We start from the raw sequence: 16,847 nt of genomic DNA, 5'->3' as shown, positions 1-16,847 counted from the left end.
AGCCGCAGTTACACGCTGCGCGCCCGTCGGTCGGGCGGGCTATGGAGAGGGGACAGCGCGTGACGGTCAACATGACCAAGGGTCAGGCCATCAGTCTGCAGAAGTCGGACGGCGGCACGCTGACCGCGGTCCGGATGGGCCTCGGCTGGCAGGCGGCCAAGCGTCGGGGTCTGTTCGGCTCGCGGACCCGGGAGATCGACCTGGACGCCTCGGCGGTGCTCTTCGCCGACAAGCAGCCCGTGGACGTGGTGTTCTTCCGGCACCTGCAGAGCGACGACGGCTCGGTGCGCCACACCGGCGACAACCTCGTCGGCGGTGCGGGCCAGGGCGGGGACGACGAGGCCATCCTCGTCGACCTCCAGCGCGTGCCCGTGCACATCGACCAGATCGTCTTCACGGTGAACTCCTTCACCGGCCAGACCTTCCAGGAAGTGCAGAACGCCTTCTGCCGCATCGTCGACGAGACCAACGGCCAGGAGCTGGCCCGCTACACCCTCGACGGCGGTGGTCAGTACACGGCGCAGATCATGGCGAAGGTGTCCCGCGAGGGCTCCGGCTGGAAGATGACGGCCCTCGGCAACCCGGCCAACGGCCGGACCTTCCAGGACCTGATGCCGGCGATCCTGCCGCACCTGTAGCGGTACCGGGCAAGAGCGCCACGGAACAAGAGAAGAAGGCACGGGGGAGGGCTGCACGATGACGGCCGAACTGGTCCGGGGGCAGAACCACCCCCTGTCCCGCAATCGGGTGGAGATCCGGGTCTCGGCCGGCACGGCCGTGCTGGCCCTGGCCGTCACCGGCGACGAGGCGGGCCGGCCGTCCGGCCCCGGGGCCCTGGCGCATCCCGGGGCCCGGGCCCTGCCGGGCCTGGAGGTGCCGGACCGGGTCGGCGACCGCCACCGGTTCACCGTCGACCTCGACGCGGTCGGGGCGGCCGTCCACCGGGTCCGCGTCCTGCTGGTGCTGCCGCCCGGCGGGCCGGCGCGCTTCGGCGCGGTCGCCGCCCCGCACGTGACCGTGGCCGAGCCGGAGGGCGCCGAGCTCGCGGCGTACACCGTCACCGGCCTCGACTCCGAGAGCGCCGTCGTGGCCCTGGAGCTGTACCGGCGCCAGGGCGCCTGGAAGGTCCGGGCCGTGGGCCAGGGCTACGCGGGCGGCCTCGGTGCCCTCCTCGCCGACGCGGGTCTGACCGGCCCCGCCGCCGACGGGCTGACCGCCGCCGCCCTGGGCCTGACGGCCTCCGGGGACATCACCCTGGCCACCCTGCCGACCGGGGCCGCGCCGACCGTCCCGCACGGGCTGCGCACCCCGCAGGACGCGGCGCCGGGCGCCCCCGGGGGCCCCGCCGCACCGGCCCCCGAGCCACCGGACCCGCTCCCGGTCTCCCCCACCCCCTACGCGGGCACGCCCGGTCCGGTCGCGCCCGGTCCGGGCCCGGCCTCCGGGCCGTCCGGCGCGGACACCGTCGGCGGCCCCGCCGGAGCGGGCGTCGGGGCGAGCGCCGGGGTCGGGGCCGCCGCCGGGGGCCCGCCGACCATCGACTACGCCCACCCGCGCCGTCGCCGCACCAGCGCCGAGGCCCCCGAGCCGGGCCCCCGCCCCGAACCCGCCGCCGGCCCGGGGCAGCCGCCGCGTCCCGTCGCGGGGGACGCCAGTGGCTGGTCGATGGACGAGCGCCTCTACAACCAGGTCTGGGGCATGTTCGAGGACCTGGCCCGCACCGTGGCCGCCTACCGCGGCGCCGTCGACTTCGCCGACTCCCGCCTCGACCGGGAGCTCGACGAGGCCCTGTCCGACCCCCGGGGCCGGCTCGACGGCTCCGGGAACGCCGCCCGCGACACCGCCCGGGCCCGCCGCGACGACCTGGTGGCCCGGGCCCGCGCCGTCCTCGACCGCGACCTGGCCCAGCTCACCGCGGAGTCCGAGGTGGTGGAGCCCGCGCTGCCGCCCGCCTACGCCCGCTGGTCCGCTCCCGTCTGGCACGGCCGGAGCACGCCCGCCGAGGCCCCGCTGGCGCTGCGCCTGGGCGACCTGAGCCTGCCCGAGCGGCCGGAGCTGCGGATCCCCATGCTGATGCGGGTCCCGCTGGAACGCGGCCTGTGGATCGACAACGGCCGCACCGGCTCCGAGGCGGCCATGGCCATGGACACCGACCGGCTGCGCCGCGCCGCCATGGACATGGCCGTCGCGCACGCCGTGCGGCTGCTCGCGGTCCACCCCGCCGAGGCCCTCTCCGTCCATGTCGTCGACGCGGCCGGGGCGGGCGCCGCCTCCCTGGCGCCGCTGGTGCGCGCCGGGGTGCTGGCCGCGCCGCCGGCCGCGGGGGCCGAGGGGGTCACACGGACCCTGGAGCGACTGACCCGCCGGGTGGACCTCGTACAGATGGCGCTGCGCGCGGGAGCTCCGGAGGACCTGCCGCCGGACGTGGACCGGGCCGAGCAGCTGCTGATCGTGCACGACTTCCCGCACGGCTTCGACGACCGCGCCGTCACCCGGCTGCGCTACCTGGCCGACGAGGGCCCGGCGGTCGGCGTGCACCTGCTGATGGTCGCGGACCGCGACGAGGCCTCCGCCTACGGGCCGCTGCTGGATCCGCTGTGGCGCTCGCTGATGCGGCTCTCGCCGGTGCCGGACCAGCACCTCGCCGACCCCTGGGTGCAGCACGCCTGGACCTTCGAGCCGGACCTGCCCCCGCGGGACAGCCTGGTCCTGGAGCAGACGCTGGAGCGGATCGCGCGGGACCGGCGGTCCGCCCGGCGGTGAGCGGCCATGACCGGCGGCTGACCGCCTCTTGGTCTTCCCTTTACCTTTGACCCCCTCCGCGGGTATCCTGGCATCTGCGGAGGGGAGTATTCCTGCTATTTCCTGCGCGGCGTACCCGTCAATACGGACCACTGCGGTCGTGTCCCAACGCAGTCGGTCCCGGGGCGCCGGCCCCGCGGCCACACCGGGCCGTTTCGGGTGGAAGAGACCTCCGGCAGCGATGACGCTGACCCTGTGCTGAGCCATCCGCCGGAGGCGTGAATACCGTGGACGTTTCGTTGACCCTATGGGTGCTGACCATCGTCGGTCTGGGCATCCTGATCGGCGCCGATTTCTTCATCGGCCGCAAACCGCACGACGTTTCCGTCAAGGAGGCGGGCATCTGGACGGTCGTCTGGATCGTCCTGGCCGTCCTCTTCGGCCTGGGGCTGCTCCTCTTCGGCAACGGCCAGGCCTCCCAGGAGTTCTTCGCCGGCTTCATCACCGAGAAGTCCCTGAGCGTCGACAACCTCTTCGTCTTCGTCCTGATCATGGCGAAGTTCTCGGTGCCCTCGCACCTCCAGCAGCGCGTCCTGCTCGTCGGCGTACTGATCGCCCTGGTCCTGCGCGCGGTGTTCATCGCCGCCGGCGCCGCGATCATCACCAGCTTCTCGTGGGTCTTCTACATCTTCGGCGCGTTCCTCATCTACACCGCCTGGAAGCTGATCCAGGAGGCCCGCAAGGACGAGGAGGAAGAGGAGTTCGAGGAGAACCGCCTCCTCAAGTCGATCGAGCACAAGTTCGGCGTCGCCGACCGCTACCACGGCACCAAGCTCTTCATCCGTGAGAACGGCAAGCGGATCCTGACCCCGCTGATGGTCGTCATGCTCGCCATCGGCACCACCGACGTCCTCTTCGCCCTGGACTCGATCCCCGCGATCTTCGGCCTCACCCAGGACCCGTACATCGTCTTCACCGCCAACGCCTTCGCCCTGATGGGTCTGCGCCAGCTGTACTTCCTGATCGGCGGCCTGCTCAAGAAGCTGGTCCACCTCAGCTACGGCCTGTCCGTCATCCTCGGCTTCATCGGCGTCAAGCTGGTGCTGCACGCCCTGCACGAGTCCGGGGTGCACGTCCCGCAGATCTCCATCCCGGTCTCCCTCGGCGTCATCTGCGGTGTCCTGGTGATCACCACCATCACCAGCCTGATCGCCTCGAAGAAGCAGGCGGCGGCCGAAGCCGCCGCCGAGGAGACGAAGAGCATAGACGCCTGATGCCCTGAGGTCCCGGAGGGACTACGCGGGGGCGGCCGCTTCGGCCGCCCCCGTTCCCGTGTCCGCCGGGGCCCGGAGCACCGCCGGGTTCGTCTCCGGGAGCAGTGCGAAGCAGGCCAGGCTCGCCAGGCAGACCAGCGTCAGGTACACCGCCACGCCCCAGGGCGGCCCGGAGCCCTGCGCCAGGGCCGTCGCCACGACGGGCGTGAGCGCCCCGCCCAGTACCCCGCCCAGGTTGTAGCCGACGGCCGCGCCGGTGCAGCGGATCCGCGGGGCGTACAGCTCGGGCAGGTACGCGCCCACCACCGAGAAGGCCATGATCATCCCGAACAGGGTCACCACGGAGCCCAACGTGATCAGCAGCGGGTCCCCGGAGCGCAGGAGGGCCGCGAACGGGAACATCCACACCGCGCAGACCGCACTGCCGGCCAGGCACAGCGGTCGCCGCCCCCAGCGGTCGCCGAGCACCGCCAGCAGCGGGGTGGCCAGGCCCTGGACCAGGACGGCGGCCATCACGCAGGCCAGCATCACGGTGCGGTCCACGCGCAGGTGCCCGGTCGCGTACGAGAGGGACCAGGTGGTGACCGCGTAGAAGACCGCGTACCCGAACGCCATCGCGCCGCCGGTCAGCAGCAGCAGCCGCCAGTGGTCGCGCACGACCTCGGTCAGCGGGGCCTCGGCCCGCCGGCCGGTCTCGGTGAGCGCGCGGAACTCCGGGGTCTCCTCTACGGACCGCCGCAGCCACAGCCCCGCCAGTGCCAGCAGCCCCGCGCCCCAGAACGGCACCCGCCAGCCCCAGGCGCCGAACTGCGCGTCGGTCAGGGTCGCCGACAGGGCCAGCATCAGGCCGTTGGCCAGCAGGAAGCCGACCGGCGGGCCCATCTGGGGGAAGCTCGACCACAGCCCGCGCCGCCGCTCCGGGGCGTGTTCGGCGGTCAGCAGCACCGCCCCGCCCCACTCGCCGCCGAGTCCGAGGCCCTGCAGGAAGCGCAGCAGGAGCAGCAGGACGGGTGCGGCGATGCCGATCGAGGCGTACGTCGGCACGCAGCCGACGGCCACCGTGGCGACGCCGGTGAGCAGCAGCGAGCCCAGCAGCACCGGCCGGCGCCCGTAGCGGTCGCCGACGTGGCCGAAGACGACGGAGCCGAGGGGGCGGGCGAGGAAGCCGATGCCGAAGGTGCCGAAGGCGGCGAGCGTGGCGGCCAGCGGGGAGAAGGCGGGGAAGAACAGCGGGCCGAGGACCAGGGCGGCGGCCGTGCCGTAGGCGAAGAAGTCGTAGAACTCGATGGCGGTGCCGGCGAGCGAGGCCGAGGCGATCCGCACCATCGAGGGGGAGGAGCCGGGGGAGGGGACGGGGTGTTGTTGCATGGTGCAGCAACTACCCCGCCCCGCCCCTCGGGACGGGCGTTCGGTGATCATCGACCGGAAGGAGTGCACGTCCGTCCGGTGTTGACCCCGGTGGTGCTTCCGGTGCGGGTCCGGATCACCAGCCGCGTTCGCGCCACTCGGCCAGGTGCGGGCGCTCGGCGCCGAGCATGGTGTCGTTGCCGTGGCCGGGGTAGACCCAGGTCTCGTCCGGCAGCTCGCCGAAGAGCTTCGTCTCGACGTCGTCGAGCAGGCTGGTGAAGGCCTCCGCGTCGCCGTGGGTGTTGCCGACGCCGCCCGGGAAGAGGCAGTCGCCGGTGAACACGTGGGGGTGGCCGTGCGGGTCGTCGTAGACCAGCGCGATCGAGCCGGGGGTGTGGCCGACCAGGTGGCGCGCGGTCAGTTCCACCCGGCCGACCGTGATCTTGTCCCCGTCCCCGACCGGGACGTCCGTGGCGACGGGGATGCCCTCCGCGTCGAGGGCGCCCGCGTAGGTGCGGGCCCCGGTGCTCTCCACGACCTCGGCGAGGGCGCCCCAGTGGTCGCCGTGCCGGTGGGTGGTGACGACGGACTCGATGCCGTCGTCACCGATCAGGCCGATCAGCGTGTCCGCCTCGGCGGCCGCGTCGATCAGCAGCTGCGCGCCGGTGGCCCGGCAGCGCAGCAGGTACGCGTTGTTGTTCATGGGGCCCACGGCGACCTTGGAGATCATCAGGTCCGCGAGTTCGTGGACGTCGGCAGGGCCGCCGACCTTCACCGCTCCGGTGTACGTCATGTCGTTGATCCTAAGGGGGTGCGGTCCTAGAGCGGGGGGAGCTCGGGCAGGCCGTCGCCGGCCTCGACGGCGAGGTGGGCGCCCCGCCGGCCGCGGCCCGCGAGCCAGCCGAGCAGCTCGTCCGTGGAGCCGGAGAGGGTCACCGGGGTGCCCTCCGTGCCGCCGGTGTGCCAGACCTGGCCGGGTCCGCCCTCCAGGGTCACCGGAGGGACCTCCGGGCGGCCGGACCAGCGGTCCGCGAGGAAGGCGATCTCCCGGTCGGTGAACTCCTCGGAGAGGTCGCCGAGCTCGTAGCCGATGTTCAGGTCGACGTGGTGGAGCTCGACCTCCACGAGGCGGCGGAACGGCACGTTGGAGGCGAGGTCGGTGACTCCGTTGCGCAGCTCGACCGTGCGCGACCAGTCCTGGGCGGGCTCGGTCGTGGCCAGGAAGCGGGCGCCGGAATCACGGAGGTCCGTGAGGTGTTCTTCCAGGGGCCGGGCGGCGTCGCGCTCGATGTCCGCGTCGCGGGCGGTGCCGCTCTCGTACATGGGGCGGCCCTCGAAGACGTTCACGAGGGCGTCCGCGTTGCGTGCGAGGTGGGCCAGGATGTGGCCACGGCTCCAGCCGGGGAGGTGTGACTCCTCGGCCAGGGCGGCGTTGTCCAGTTTCGCGACCGCGGTCAGCAGCCGGTCCGTGGCTTCACGTACAGATCGCAGGTCGTGCACATGATCAGTCATGGAACCGAGCCTAGTGGCCCGGGGGCCCGCGCCACACGATCGGGTGAAGAGGTCTTGGGAGTGCCGTAAATCGAATGTGCGTGCTATACGCTCGGAAGTCCAGACCCACTCCGTCGCAGAGGCGCCCCCCATACCCTGGATAGCCGGGGCCCGTGCCCCCGCTTCTCTCAAGAAAGGTGCGGACCGGCGTGACCGACCGTCTCATCGTTCGTGGCGCTCGCGAGCACAACCTGAAGAACGTCTCGCTCGACCTGCCCCGCGATTCCCTCATCGTCTTCACCGGACTCTCCGGCTCGGGCAAGTCCTCCCTGGCCTTCGACACGATCTTCGCCGAGGGCCAGCGCCGCTACGTCGAGTCGCTCTCCTCCTACGCCCGCCAGTTCCTGGGGCAGATGGACAAGCCCGACGTCGACTTCATCGAGGGCCTCTCCCCGGCCGTCTCGATCGACCAGAAGTCGACCTCGCGCAACCCCCGCTCCACCGTCGGCACCATCACCGAGGTCTACGACTACCTCCGCCTGCTCTTCGCGCGCATCGGCAAGCCGCACTGCCCCGAGTGCCGCCGTCCGATCTCCCGGCAGTCGCCGCAGGCGATCGTCGACAAGGTCCTCGCCCTGCCCGAGGGCAGCCGGTTCCAGGTGCTGTCGCCGCTGGTGCGCGAGCGCAAGGGCGAGTTCGTCGACCTCTTCGCGGACCTCCAGACCAAGGGCTACAGCCGGGCCCGGGTGGACGGCCAGACCGTCCAGCTCTCCGAGCCCCCCACGCTGAAGAAGCAGGAGAAGCACACCATCGAGGTGGTCATCGACCGCCTCACCGTCAAGGACAGCGCCAAGCGCCGGCTCACCGACTCCGTCGAGACCGCGCTGGGCCTCTCCGGCGGCATGGTCATCCTGGACTTCGTCGACCTCGCCGAGGACGACCCCGAGCGTGAGCGGATGTACTCCGAGCACCTCTACTGCCCCTACGACGACCTCTCCTTCGAGGAGCTGGAGCCCCGCTCCTTCTCCTTCAACTCCCCCTTCGGCGCCTGCCCCGAGTGCACCGGCATCGGCACGCGCATGGAGGTGGACCCGGAGCTGATCGTCCCGGACGAGGACAAGTCCCTGGACGAGGGTGCCGTCTCGCCCTGGTCGCTCGGGCACACCAAGGACTACTTCCAGCGGCTCGTCGGCGCGCTCGCGCAGGAGCTGGGCTTCCGTACGGACATCGCGTGGGCCGGGCTGCCGCTGCGCGCCAGGAAGGCCCTGCTGTACGGGCACAAGACGCAGATCGAGGTCCGCTACCGCAACCGCTACGGGCGCGAGCGCGCGTACACCACCGCCTTCGAGGGTGCCGTTCCCTTCGTCAAACGCCGGCACGCGGAGTCCGAGAGCGACGCCAGCCGGGAGCGCTTCGAGGGCTACATGCGCGAGGTGCCCTGCCCGACCTGCGACGGGACCAGGCTCAAGCCGATCGTCCTCGCCGTGACGGTGATGGAGCGGTCCATCGCCGAGGTCGCCGCCATGTCGATCAGCGAATGCGCGGACTTCCTGGGGCGGCTGACCCTCGACGCCCGCGACCGGAAGATCGCCGAGCGGGTCCTGAAGGAGGTCAACGAGCGGCTCCGCTTCCTCGTCGACGTCGGCCTGGACTACCTCTCGCTGAACCGCGCCGCCGGCACCCTCTCGGGTGGCGAGGCCCAGCGCATCCGCCTCGCGACGCAGATCGGATCCGGCCTCGTCGGCGTGCTCTACGTACTCGACGAGCCGTCCATCGGCCTCCACCAGCGGGACAACCACCGGCTGATCGAGACGCTGGTGCGGCTGCGGGACATGGGCAACACCCTGATCGTCGTCGAGCACGACGAGGACACCATCAAGGTGGCCGACTGGGTCGTCGACATCGGCCCCGGCGCCGGTGAGCACGGCGGCAAGGTGGTCCACAGCGGTTCACTCAAGGAGCTGCTGAAGAACTCCGAGTCGATGACCGGGCAGTACCTGTCGGGCAAGCGGTCCATCCCGGTGCCGGACGTCCGCCGTCCCGTGAACGGCGAGCGCAGGCTCACCGTGCATGGCGCCAAGGAGAACAACCTGCGGGACATCGACGTGTCCTTCCCGCTGGGCGTGCTCACCGCGGTGACGGGCGTATCGGGCTCCGGCAAGTCGACGCTGGTCAACGACATCCTGTACACGCACCTGGCCCGCGAGCTCAACGGCGCCCGGTCGGTCCCCGGCCGGCACACGCGGGTGGACGGCGACGACCTCGTCGACAAGGTCGTGCACGTGGACCAGTCGCCGATCGGCCGCACCCCGCGGTCCAACCCGGCGACGTACACGGGCGTCTTCGACCACGTGCGCAGGCTCTTCGCGGAGACGATGGAGGCGAAGGTGCGCGGCTACCTGCCGGGCCGCTTCTCCTTCAACGTCAAGGGCGGCCGGTGCGAGAACTGCTCCGGCGACGGCACGATCAAGATCGAGATGAATTTCCTGCCGGACGTCTACGTCCCCTGCGAGGTCTGCCACGGCGACCGCTACAACCGGGAGACGCTGGAGGTCCACTACAAGGGCAAGTCCATCGCGGAAGTCCTGAACATGCCGATCGAGGAGGCACTGGACTTCTTCGAGGCCGTGCCGACGATCGCGCGGCACCTGCGCACGCTGAACGAGGTCGGTCTGGGCTACGTCCGGCTCGGCCAGTCCGCGCCGACCCTGTCGGGCGGCGAGGCGCAGCGCGTGAAGCTGGCGTCGGAGCTGCAGAAGCGGTCGACGGGCCGGACGGTGTACGTCCTGGACGAGCCGACGACCGGTCTGCACTTCGAGGACATCAGCAAGCTCATCAAGGTGCTGTCGGGGCTGGTGGACAAGGGCAACTCGGTGATCGTCATCGAGCACAACCTGGACGTCATCAAGACCGCGGACTGGGTCGTCGACATGGGCCCGGAGGGTGGCTACGGCGGCGGTCTCGTCGTCGCCGAGGGCACCCCGGAGCAGGTGGCGTCCGTGGGCGCGAGCCACACGGGCAAGTTCCTGCGGGACATCCTGGGAGCGGACCGGGTCTCGGACGCGGCCGAGCCGCCGGTGCGGACGGCGAAGAAGGCGGCGCCGGCGAAGAAGGCCGTCGCCGCGAAGAAGACGGCCGCCGCCGGGACGAAGGCGGCCACAGCCAAGAAGGCGGCCACCGCGGAGAAGGCGGCCCCGGCGAAGAAGGCGGCGCGCGCCCGCAAGGCGTAGCCGCCGCACCGGGAACGGCGGGAAGGCCGACGGGCGGTGCCCCCGCTTCCGCGCGGCGACCGGGGCCGACCCGACCCCCGAGCGGGTGGGCCCCGGCGGGCAGGATCCGCCGGCCGTCGTCGGGGCGCTGCCGGACGCGTCAGGACGCGGCCCGGCCGCCCCTCGGTGGACGCCCGGGCCGGACCGCCGGGTCAGGCCGCGACGCCCACGGCGTGACACTCCGTCGACGGGTCGGTCAGGGTGACCAGCAGGGCGTCCGCCACGTCCGCGCGGGCGATGACCTTGCCGCCGGGCACATTGGCGTCGAGGGCACGGCGGTAGCGGCCCGTGTGCGGCCGGTCCAGCAGGCGCGGCGGCCGGACCACGGTCCACCGGACGCCGCTCGCGCGCAGGGTGTCCTCCATGACCGCGAGGTCCGCGTACAGGTCGCGCAGGGCCCGCCGCAGCACCGGGTAGAGCACCGCGCGCAGGAGCAGGCCGTCCCCCGGGGAGTCGGGCCCCAGCGGGGCGGCGCTGACCGCCGACAGCCGTGTCACGCCCGCCCGGTCCATCGCGGAGACGATCGCCCGCAGGGCCGGCCCGGTGACCGGGCTGAGCCGTGCCTGCCTGTTGCCCGCGGCGCCGAGCGCGGAGACCACCGCGTCCCGCCCGGCCAGGACCGGGACCAGCGCGTCCTCGTCCGTCAGGTCGGTCACCACCGCCACCCGGAGCCGTTCGTGCGGCGGGACGTCCAGCCGGGCCGGGTCGCGGACGACCGCCGTCACCCCGTGGCCCGCCGCCAGGGCCTGACGGACGACCTCGCGGCCCACGCCGCCCGTGGCTCCGAACACCGTGAGTTCCATCGTGACTCCCTGGCCTCCTGGCCGCACCGTGGTGGGTGAGTATTTACTCACCCCTGTCTCCATTAGAGTGAGTGAATGCTCACCCCGAAGTCAAGCCGGCCCACCCCCGAGCGTCTCCTGGACGCGGGTGAAACCCTCATGCGCACCATCGGCCTCGCCAACACCACCACCAAGGCGATCGCCCGCGAGGCGGGCTGCTCGGAGGCCGCGCTCTACAAGCACTACGCCAACAAGGAAGAGCTGTTCGTCCGCGTCCTGATGGAGCGCACCCCCAACGCCGGCCCGCTCATGGCCGCGCTCACCGCCGGGCCGGGGGAGGAGACCGTGGAGGAGGCGCTCACCGAGATCGCCCGCCGCGCCTCGCTCTTCTACGCCGACGCCATGCCCCTGGCGGCCTCGCTCTTCGCCGAACCCGTCCTGCTCGGCCGCCACCGCGAGGGCGTCCGGGAGATCGGCGCGGGCCCCCACGTGGTGCTGGAAGCCCTGGAGGGGCGGCTGGCCCGGGAGCGGGACGCGGGCCGGCTCCGGGACGGCGCCGACCCGCGCGCCGCAGCCTGCCTGCTGCTCGGCGCCTGCTTCCAGCGGGCCTTCTTCCTGCACTTCTCCGGCGTCGAAGCGGTCCAGCCGGTCGAGGAGTTCGCCCCCGCGGTCGCCCGCACCCTGTGGGCCGCTATCGGCTGAGCCCCAGCTCCGCCGCGTACGGGGGCTCGGCGCCCGCCCGGGTGCAGGTCAGCGCGGCGGCCCGCGCCGCGAAGTCCAGGACGGCCGGCCAGTCCACCGGGCCGGCGGCGCCCGCGAGCCGGTGCAGCAGGGCCGCGTTGACCGTGTCCCCGGCCCCGATGGTGTCGGCGACGGTGACGGGACGGGCCGCGGCGCCGTACTCCTCGCCCTCCGCCGTCCACACGGTCAGCCCCGCCGCGCCCCGGGTCAGCACCACCGCCGAGGGCCCGGCCGCCAGCCAGTCGCCGATCCGGCCGCCCAGCCAGGCGGCGTCCTCCTCCGACAGCTTGAGCACCGACACGTACGGCAGCCAGCCCAGGAACCGCTCCCGGTAGGCCGCCGGGTCGGCGATCAGCGCCGGGCGGACGTTGGGGTCGAGCAGGGTCGGCAGCCCGCGCCGCGACTCCCGCCGCAGCAGGGCCTCGTAGGCGCTCGCACCCGGCTCCAGCACCAGCGAGCACGTCCCGAGCGCGAGGGCCCGTACGCCCGGCGGCAGCGATGGCGGCAGGGCGAAGAGCCGGTCGGCGGTCCCCTCGGTGTAGAAGCGGTACGCGGCCGAGCCGTCCGGGGCGAGCGAGGGCACGGCCAGCGTGGTCGGCTCGGGGCCGCGCTGCACGAGCGAGAGGTCCACCCCGGCGGCCCGCAGCCCGGCGAGGAGGCCCTCGCCGAAGCCGTCCGACGACACCCGGGAGCAGAAGGCCACCTCGGCGCCGAGCCGGCCCAGGGCCAGCGCCGTGTTGTACGGCCCGCCACCGGGCCGGGGCAGCAGCGCGCCCGGCGGCTCCGCGACGGGCACCAGGTCGATCAGGGCTTCTCCACCGACGACGATCACGCGGGGGAAGGTATCCCATCGGGCGCCGGTATCGTCGGGTGGGCCCGGCCCCGGGCACCGCACCCTCGCGCCAGGAGAACCGCATGTCCGCGTCGCAGTCCGCCGCCCGCCGTACCGTCCTCAAGGGCGCCGCAGCGCTCGCCGGGGCCGTGGGCGCGGGGGCGACGCTCTCCGCCTGTTCCACCGCGACCGACAGCGGCGCGGGCAGCCCGGCCGTGCCCAAGGAACCGGTCGAGCTGGGCCCCGCGGCCGACGTCCCCGTGGGCGGCTCGAAGCTGTTCCGTGAGCGCAAGGTCGTCGTCAGCTGCCCGGCGGAGGGCCAGTACAAGGCCTTCAGCGCCCAGTGCACGCACGCCGGCTGCGTCCTGGACAAGATCGTCGAGGGTGAGGGCAACTGCCCCTGCCACGGCAGCCGTTTCGACGTGACCACCGGCAAGGTGCTGCGCGGCCCGGCGAGCGACCCGCTCCCGGCCGTCCCGGTCAAGGCGGAGAACGGCAAGCTCATCGCCGGCTGAGCCGGGGCCGCGCCTCGGGCGGCGCCGGGTCCGGGAAGGGCCGGGCGCGGACCCCTCCGGTTCCGCGTCCGGAACCTACGGAGCGGGTTCGGCCAGGACGATGTGGTTCCGCTCCCGGTCGGCCGTCACGATCCGTACGCGCAGCTCCCGGCCCTCGCGGAAGGCCTCGGCGGAGGCGGCCGGCCCGGTGAGCGGAAGGAGTCCCTCGACGCAGTGGCCGAGGCGCACGAAGACTCCGATGGACGCGATCTTCGTGATCCGCCCGACGACGACCTGGCCGGCGCGGAAACGGGGCAGCGGGTCCTCGTGCCCGGCCCACTCCGCGAGCACGATCCCCACCTGGTGGTTGTGGTCGGCGTGCCACGCGACCTCGCCGGTGACGCGCCGCCCGACGGGCGGCAGCTCCATGCACCCGGGCATCCGGTCGATCCGGGCCAGACCCACGGCGTCGGGGTGGCCGTCGACGGCGAGGAAGACGCCGAACGGCTGCCGGCCGATGACCTCACCGGTGACACGCGTGCCGAGGGGCAGATCGCGGACGGTCGCGGGCCAGGCCGCGGCCGCGCCGGGCACGGGCCTGCCGTTCTCCCCGGGCCAGGAGTACTCGCTCATCCGCGCAGCATGGCATGCGCGCTCGCGCCCGTCGGGCCTAGGCGGAGTCGAGGCGGGCGGCCCACCACGGGGTGTCGGGCGGGGCGGACGGGTCGGGCAGGGTGCGGGTGAGGAAGCGGGCGTCCAGCGGGGCGAGTACGGCGCGCAGCTCGCGGGCGGCGCGGGGCGGGAGCGCCCGGCAGGCGGCCTCCAGTACGGCCCGTACCTCCGCCCCCGCGAAGGGGTCGCAGCACGGGCAGACCTCGTCCACGGCGTACATGACCCACGGACCGGGGCGGTGGGCGAGGGCGTGCCAGCGGCGCCAGGCCTCGTGGACGGGACCGGGCCAGGAGGGCCGGCGTTCGAGGCGGGCGATCTCGGCGACGGTCCTGCCGGACAGGCCGGGTACCGCCTGCCGCCGGTCCGCCGGGCGGGTGTGCGGGGGCGCGTTCCTCCTGACCCGCGCCGGGTTCCTACGCGGCATGTGCCTTTCGGGTGTCGTTCATGGGGTCATGGTGCCCGGAACCGGCCCCTGGGGGCCTCCCGTTTTCCGCGGACCGTCTAGTCCCAGTCCCAGGCGATGCCCAGGATCCCGCGCCGGACGGTCTGTTCCACCAGGTGCACGGCCCGGTGCCGGCCGCTCGGGGTGAGGTCCGCCAGGCCCGTGCGCGGGGACTGCGGGCCGGTGCGGGCGAAGCGGCGGCAGCGCACCGGCAGGGCCGCCTCGTCGAAGCGGACCTGGAGCATGTACTGGCCGCCCGCGTAGCTGAAGCCCCGCACGTACTCGGTGCTGCGCGCGCCCGTGCCGTCCTCGATCCCGTAGCCGAAGACGTACGTGTCCCCGCACCGCAGCCGGGTGTCGAAGAGCAGCTCGGCGACCACCACCCCGGCCTCCGGGTGGTGGCGCACCCGGCCCGTGCGGCAGTTCTCGTACGCCGTCACCCGCATCCGGGACGAGTCGCAGCCGGGGTCCCCGTGGTGGACGGCCAGGTAGCGGTCGACGCCGTCGCGGTGGGCCCGGACGATCTGCTGCGACTCCCGGTCGCACAGCTCGCCGGCCGGGCCGATGCGGACCCGCTCGTGGTGGCCGACCGAGTGCAGCCCGCCGTCGGCCGGGAGCTCCATCGCGTCCAGCAGCTGCTCCACCGCCGCGCCGACGCTCACCAGCGCCCGGTACGAGCGGGCCGCCGGCCGGCCGCCGGGCCCGGTGGCGCGGCCGGTGCCGGTGAGCAGGCGCAGGAGGGCGCCGTCGGGCAGTTCCAGGATCTGCTCCAGGGCGGCGACGGCCCGCAGGGACTCGGGGTGGCGCGGGCGGCGGGCGCCCTGCTGCCAGTAACTGAGGCTGGTGACGCCGACCTTGATGCCGCGTGCCGCGAGCCGGTGCTGCACCCGGTGCAGGGGCAGGCCGCGGACGGCGAGGGCGGTGCGCAGGGCGAGGTGGAAGGGGCCCTCGCGGAGCAGGCGGCGGAGTTCGGCCATGACGGCCGTGTCCGCCGTACCTCCGGCCGTGCCGCCGCCCGTCGCGCCGCCCGTCGTCCAGGTCCGGTCGCCGGTCGGTCGCATGGCGACTCCTTCGTGAACGTTCACACGCGCCGGCGTGGGGACCGGGCGGGGCCGGGCCGGTGGTTCCGGGGGAGCTGGTGGAACGACAGCAACCGTTCACACCACAGCCCCACCGTTCACACTGCGATGTCACCGCGTATTGAAGCCTGTTGACCTGATCGCGACAACTCCCCGATGCTCCTCAGCAGCGTCCGGACGCGCTCCTCCATCCCCCCACTTCCCACCTCGGGTCCCCACCTCGGGAGGAACGCGATGCGCACCGACAGAACCAGGCGGCTGTCCCCGGCCGCCCTGCTCGCCGCCCTGCTCCTCGTCCTGCTGCCCCTCGGCGCCGGCAGCGCCACCGCCGCCACGGGTACGGGCGCCGCAGCGGCGACCCCAGCCGCCACCGCCCCGGACACCCCCGGCGCGGCCCTCGCGTACAAGCGCCTGAACATCACCATGCAGGCCCAGCAGAAGACCAACTGGTGCTGGGCCGCGAGCGGCAACACCGTCGCCACCTGGTTCGGTCGCGGCTACAGCCAGAACCAGTTCTGCAACGCCGCCTTCAACCGCCGGCAGGGCACCGAGTGCCCCAACGACCAGGCCACCCTCGGCAACGTCCAGACGGCCCTGCGCTGGGCCGGCATCAACTCCGGCAGCTACGTGACCGGCTGGCTCCAGTACTCCACCGTCCAGAGCGAGATCAACAACGACCGGCCGGTCGAGACCCGCATCCAGTGGTCGAACGGCGGCGGCCACATGCACGTCATCTACGGCTACGACACCGCCGACAGCCGGGTGTACTGGGGCGACCCCTGGCCCTCCAGTGACCGCTACAACTGGGCCTCGCACGCCTGGTACGTGGACAACGGCACCTTCTCCTGGACCCACTCCCTCTACCGGATCGGGGCGTGACCGCCATGACCGTGCGCCCCGCCGCCGCGGCCGCCCTCGCGGCCGCCGCCACCGCCGCCCTCCTCGCCCTGGCCGGGCCGGCAACTGCGGCCCCCGTACCGCAGCCGCAGACCGCCACCGCCGAGACCCTCGCGGCGGCCCACGAGGCGGCCGTCGCCCCCGGCACCCTGGCCACCCTCTCCCGGTTCTTCGCCCGCGAGGGCAGGGTGACGGTGGCCGCCGCGAAGCCCCGCATCGAGGGCGGGGCGATCCCGGTCAGCTACCTCAACCCGGACTTCGTCGCGGGCCGGGCCGGTGCGCCGGTCGCCCGGCTGGAGTTCCTCGCCAGCCGGGCCGTCTCCTCCGACGGACAGCCGGCCGCCCTGTGGACCGCGAAGACCGCGGACGGCTGGCAGGTGGTGAACATCGCCACCGGCGACGACGAATTCCGCTACGCCCGGCTCGGCGCCGGGAAACTCCCCGGCGGCACCGTCTTCCGCGAACCGCAGACCGACGCCTGGTACGTGGCCGGGGGCGAGCGGGTGCTCCCGCTGGACGAGGACGCCGTACGGGCCGTGGGCGACCGGGGCACGACGCTCGCCGCCTACCGGGCCCGGGTGACGAAGGCCTACGGGGACAAGCTCCCCGGCTCGGCCTACGCGAAGGCCGGTGCGGCGGGCGGTTTCGCCGAGCCCGCACCGGACCCGGCCGGACCGCCTCCGACGGCGGTGCTGGCGGGCGGCGGCGCCGGGGCACTCGCGCTGGCCGCGGCGGGCTCGCTCCTGCTGCGCAGGCGCCGCCGCACCACCCGGGCCTGACCCCCG

Annotated in this window: 16 protein-coding genes; 8 read left to right on the top strand and 8 right to left on the bottom strand. The window is 73.6% G+C overall.

Annotation, left to right across the window (positions count from 1 at the left end):
- The first annotated feature begins 59 nt into the window (after nt 1-59).
- From ABZW32_RS28680 to ABZW32_RS28670, 3 genes are all read left to right on the top strand, one after another.
- Nucleotides 60-638, top strand: a complete 579-nt coding sequence (locus ABZW32_RS28680; RefSeq protein WP_356221145.1) for a TerD family protein — start codon at nt 60-62, stop codon at nt 636-638.
- Between the two features lie 58 nt (nt 639-696).
- Entirely contained in the window at nt 697-2,763 is a 2,067-nt protein-coding gene (locus ABZW32_RS28675; RefSeq protein ID WP_356221143.1) for a TerD family protein, read from the top strand.
- Nucleotides 2,764-3,029: 266 nt separating this feature from the next.
- Complete coding sequence (locus ABZW32_RS28670) at nt 3,030-4,016, top strand: TerC family protein (protein ID WP_356221141.1); 987 nt, start codon at nt 3,030-3,032, stop codon at nt 4,014-4,016.
- 21 nt (nt 4,017-4,037) lie between these two features.
- Here ABZW32_RS28670 and ABZW32_RS28665 read toward each other — a convergent pair whose 3' ends face one another.
- The 3 genes from ABZW32_RS28665 to ABZW32_RS28655 all read right to left on the bottom strand — a co-directional run bounded on the left by ABZW32_RS28665 (nt 4,038) and on the right by ABZW32_RS28655 (nt 6,875).
- Entirely contained in the window at nt 4,038-5,384 is a 1,347-nt protein-coding gene (locus ABZW32_RS28665; RefSeq protein ID WP_356221139.1) for an MFS transporter, read from the bottom strand.
- Between the two features lie 115 nt (nt 5,385-5,499).
- Complete coding sequence (locus ABZW32_RS28660) at nt 5,500-6,156, bottom strand: MBL fold metallo-hydrolase (RefSeq protein WP_356221136.1); 657 nt, start codon at nt 6,154-6,156, stop codon at nt 5,500-5,502.
- 26 nt (nt 6,157-6,182) lie between these two features.
- The gene (locus ABZW32_RS28655; RefSeq protein WP_356221134.1) at nt 6,183-6,875 is read right to left on the bottom strand and encodes a maleylpyruvate isomerase family mycothiol-dependent enzyme; all 693 of its coding nucleotides are present in this window, start codon (nt 6,873-6,875) and stop codon (nt 6,183-6,185) included.
- 188 nt (nt 6,876-7,063) lie between these two features.
- Here ABZW32_RS28655 and uvrA point away from each other — a divergent pair, with 188 nt between their 5' ends.
- The gene (gene uvrA, locus ABZW32_RS28650; RefSeq protein ID WP_356221131.1) at nt 7,064-10,084 is read left to right on the top strand and encodes an excinuclease ABC subunit UvrA; all 3,021 of its coding nucleotides are present in this window, start codon (nt 7,064-7,066) and stop codon (nt 10,082-10,084) included.
- A gap of 191 nt (nt 10,085-10,275) precedes the next feature.
- On the opposite strand, the gene ABZW32_RS28645 is transcribed toward uvrA, so the two are convergent.
- A complete protein-coding gene (locus ABZW32_RS28645; protein WP_356221128.1) occupies nt 10,276-10,926 on the bottom strand; it encodes an NAD(P)H-binding protein in 651 nt (216 codons plus the stop codon).
- 75 nt (nt 10,927-11,001) lie between these two features.
- Here ABZW32_RS28645 and ABZW32_RS28640 point away from each other — a divergent pair, with 75 nt between their 5' ends.
- Nucleotides 11,002-11,607, top strand: coding sequence for a TetR/AcrR family transcriptional regulator (locus tag ABZW32_RS28640; protein WP_356221126.1), 606 nt, complete (start codon nt 11,002-11,004; stop codon nt 11,605-11,607).
- On the opposite strand, the gene ABZW32_RS28635 is transcribed toward ABZW32_RS28640, so the two are convergent.
- A complete protein-coding gene (locus ABZW32_RS28635; RefSeq protein ID WP_356221123.1) occupies nt 11,597-12,478 on the bottom strand; it encodes a carbohydrate kinase in 882 nt (293 codons plus the stop codon). The genes ABZW32_RS28640 and ABZW32_RS28635 overlap by 11 nt on opposite strands.
- A gap of 83 nt (nt 12,479-12,561) precedes the next feature.
- On the opposite strand from ABZW32_RS28635, the gene ABZW32_RS28630 reads away from it, so the two are divergent.
- Complete coding sequence (locus ABZW32_RS28630; RefSeq protein ID WP_356221120.1) at nt 12,562-12,993, top strand: Rieske (2Fe-2S) protein; 432 nt, start codon at nt 12,562-12,564, stop codon at nt 12,991-12,993.
- A gap of 75 nt (nt 12,994-13,068) precedes the next feature.
- Here the strand turns inward: ABZW32_RS28630 and ABZW32_RS28625 are convergent, their stop codons facing one another.
- From ABZW32_RS28625 to ABZW32_RS28615, 3 genes are all read right to left on the bottom strand, one after another.
- Complete coding sequence (locus ABZW32_RS28625) at nt 13,069-13,605, bottom strand: S1 RNA-binding domain-containing protein (RefSeq protein WP_356221118.1); 537 nt, start codon at nt 13,603-13,605, stop codon at nt 13,069-13,071.
- A gap of 37 nt (nt 13,606-13,642) precedes the next feature.
- Nucleotides 13,643-14,068, bottom strand: coding sequence for a hypothetical protein (locus ABZW32_RS28620; RefSeq protein WP_356221115.1), 426 nt, complete (start codon nt 14,066-14,068; stop codon nt 13,643-13,645).
- A 77-nt stretch (nt 14,069-14,145) separates the two neighbouring features.
- Nucleotides 14,146-15,063 (bottom strand): hypothetical protein, encoded by a 918-nt coding sequence (locus ABZW32_RS28615; protein ID WP_356221207.1) that lies wholly within the window; start codon nt 15,061-15,063, stop codon nt 14,146-14,148.
- A 336-nt stretch (nt 15,064-15,399) separates the two neighbouring features.
- Here ABZW32_RS28615 and ABZW32_RS28610 point away from each other — a divergent pair, with 336 nt between their 5' ends.
- Together ABZW32_RS28610 and ABZW32_RS28605 are read left to right on the top strand one after the other, a co-directional pair.
- Nucleotides 15,400-16,044: a papain-like cysteine protease family protein gene (locus ABZW32_RS28610; protein ID WP_356221113.1), complete on the top strand. Its 645-nt coding sequence runs from the start codon at nt 15,400-15,402 to the stop codon at nt 16,042-16,044.
- Between the two features lie 5 nt (nt 16,045-16,049).
- Nucleotides 16,050-16,841, top strand: coding sequence for a hypothetical protein (locus ABZW32_RS28605; RefSeq protein ID WP_356221205.1), 792 nt, complete (start codon nt 16,050-16,052; stop codon nt 16,839-16,841).
- Nucleotides 16,842-16,847 lie beyond the last annotated feature (6 nt).

It is taken from the genome of Streptomyces sp. NPDC004667 (assembly GCF_040609475.1).
Lineage (GTDB): Bacteria > Actinomycetota > Actinomycetes > Streptomycetales > Streptomycetaceae > Streptomyces.
Note: the sequence above shows the minus strand (reverse complement) of the source record. Positions and strands in the feature narration are given on the sequence as shown.

Excerpts from the sequence above, each read along its gene's own strand:
- ABZW32_RS28675 (WP_356221143.1), top strand. The coding sequence starts at position 697 with ATGACGGCCGAACTGGTCCGGGGGCAGAACCACCCCCTGTCCCGCAAT.
- ABZW32_RS28665 (WP_356221139.1), bottom strand. The coding sequence starts at position 5,384 with ATGCAACAACACCCCGTCCCCTCCCCCGGCTCCTCCCCCTCGATGGTG.
- ABZW32_RS28660 (WP_356221136.1), bottom strand. The coding sequence starts at position 6,156 with ATGACGTACACCGGAGCGGTGAAGGTCGGCGGCCCTGCCGACGTCCAC.
- ABZW32_RS28655 (WP_356221134.1), bottom strand. The coding sequence starts at position 6,875 with ATGACTGATCATGTGCACGACCTGCGATCTGTACGTGAAGCCACGGAC.
- ABZW32_RS28645 (WP_356221128.1), bottom strand. The coding sequence starts at position 10,926 with ATGGAACTCACGGTGTTCGGAGCCACGGGCGGCGTGGGCCGCGAGGTC.
- ABZW32_RS28640 (WP_356221126.1), top strand. The coding sequence starts at position 11,002 with ATGCTCACCCCGAAGTCAAGCCGGCCCACCCCCGAGCGTCTCCTGGAC.
- ABZW32_RS28630 (WP_356221120.1), top strand. The coding sequence starts at position 12,562 with ATGTCCGCGTCGCAGTCCGCCGCCCGCCGTACCGTCCTCAAGGGCGCC.
- ABZW32_RS28625 (WP_356221118.1), bottom strand. The coding sequence starts at position 13,605 with ATGAGCGAGTACTCCTGGCCCGGGGAGAACGGCAGGCCCGTGCCCGGC.
- ABZW32_RS28620 (WP_356221115.1), bottom strand. The coding sequence starts at position 14,068 with ATGCCGCGTAGGAACCCGGCGCGGGTCAGGAGGAACGCGCCCCCGCAC.
- ABZW32_RS28615 (WP_356221207.1), bottom strand. The coding sequence starts at position 15,063 with ATGGCCGAACTCCGCCGCCTGCTCCGCGAGGGCCCCTTCCACCTCGCC.
- ABZW32_RS28610 (WP_356221113.1), top strand. The coding sequence starts at position 15,400 with ATGCGCACCGACAGAACCAGGCGGCTGTCCCCGGCCGCCCTGCTCGCC.
- ABZW32_RS28605 (WP_356221205.1), top strand. The coding sequence starts at position 16,050 with ATGACCGTGCGCCCCGCCGCCGCGGCCGCCCTCGCGGCCGCCGCCACC.